Origin of the sequence: Pseudomonas sp. DrBHI1, assembly GCF_002205115.1 — a bacterium.
Classification (GTDB): Bacteria; Pseudomonadota; Gammaproteobacteria; order Pseudomonadales; family Pseudomonadaceae; genus Aquipseudomonas; species Aquipseudomonas mosselii.
Genome location: NZ_NIBE01000117.1, coordinates 13,204 through 14,558, shown reverse-complemented (window position 1 = coordinate 14,558; position 1,355 = coordinate 13,204). Strand labels below are relative to the sequence as shown.

The window sequence follows — 1,355 nt, the reverse complement described above, 5'->3', positions numbered from 1 at the left end:
TGCCAGCCAGGTTGGCAATGACCTGGTGCTGAAGTTCGGGGGGGATAGCGTGACGCTGGTGGGGATCTCGGCCCAGGGGGTGGGGGATGGGCAGATTGTGATTGCCTGAGGGGTAGGGCGTAACCCTGTAGGAGCGGCCTTGCCGACGCCTCGGCAAGGCCGCTCCTAAAAGAGCAGGCCAACGTGATGGCTCAGGCCATCTCGCGCGAGTCGCGAACCATGTCCACGTGCGGAATGCCAGCCTCGAGGAACTCCTCGCTGACCACGCGGAACCCCAGGCGCTCATAGAATGGCGTGGCGTGCACCTGGGCGCTGAGCATCTGCTGCTTGAGGTCGCGGTTCTGCGCCTCGACGATCACCGCGCGCATCAGCGCGTCGCCCACATGCAGGCCGCGCCAGTCCTTGAGCACCGAGACCCGGCCGATGGTGCCGTCGGGCAGCAGGCGGGCGGTACCGATCGGGTAGTCGCCCTCCATGGCCAGGAAGTGCACGGCGGTCGGGTCTTCTGCGTCGAATTCCAGCTCCGGCGGCACGTGCTGCTCGGCGACGAACACGGCGCTGCGGATACGGTGGATGTCGGCGTTGTCCTTGTGCCAGTCGGCCAGTCGAACACTGATCTTATTCATCGGCGAATCCCAGGCTGCCTTGCATGACCAGTTGTTGTACCAGCATCAGGCCGTCTTCGTCTTCCAGCCACTGCCCAAGGTTCTCGCTGTGCAGGGCATCGGCGGAGCAGATCAGCTTCAGCAGCTCGCGCAGTTTGCCCGGCAGCGGGCAGCTGCGACCGCTGGCGAACAGCAACAGGTCGTCGCCGAACTCCGACCAGGCCAGGCGTGCGCTCGGGTTGCGGATCAGGATGGCGCCCTGGCCGAGGTAGTCGAGCAGCTCCTGCTCGCTCAGCTCTTCACCCACCACCTGCTCGGGATAACGCGGCTCGGTCATGAACTGGCCGAACCAGGTCAGCAGCAGGTCCTTGTCGGCCATGTGCTTGTCGATCAGCGCCTTGAGGCGGTCGAGGGCGTCGTGCTGGATCTGGTGCGGGTCGCTGACCGGCTGGGCGTCGGCGTCGCTGTAGCGCTCTTCCTCCGGCAGGAACTGGCCGAGGAAGTCGGTGAAGTGGGTCAGCACTTCGGCGGCGCTCGGGGCGCGGAAGCCCACCGAGTAGGTCAGGCACTCGCTCTCGGCAACGCCGTAGTGGGCCAGGCGCGGCGGCAGGTAGAGCATGTCACCCGGCTCCAGGGTCCACTCTTCGCTCTGCTCGAAGTCGGCCAGGATGCGCAGGTCGGCGTGGTCGATCAGCGCGCTGTCGCTGTTGCACATCTGTCCGACTTTCCAGTTGCGCGTGCCGTCGCCCT

General features: G+C 66.1%; 2 protein-coding genes. Both read right to left on the bottom strand.

The features are described 5' to 3' along the window. Positions 1-191 precede the first annotated feature (191 nt). On the bottom strand, positions 192-626 hold the full coding sequence (locus CC207_RS22415) for a GNAT family N-acetyltransferase (RefSeq protein WP_028692399.1): 435 nt from the start codon (positions 624-626) through the stop codon (positions 192-194). Beyond that, positions 619-1,355, bottom strand: a 737-nt coding sequence (locus tag CC207_RS22410; RefSeq protein WP_256582232.1) for a winged helix domain-containing protein, incomplete at its 5' end; no start/stop codon positions are given. The genes CC207_RS22410 and CC207_RS22415, both read right to left, overlap by 8 nt.

Bases quoted from the DNA above. Each gene is read 5' to 3' on its own strand.
- CC207_RS22415 (WP_028692399.1), bottom strand. From the start codon at position 626: ATGAATAAGATCAGTGTTCGACTGGCCGACTGGCACAAGGACAACGCC.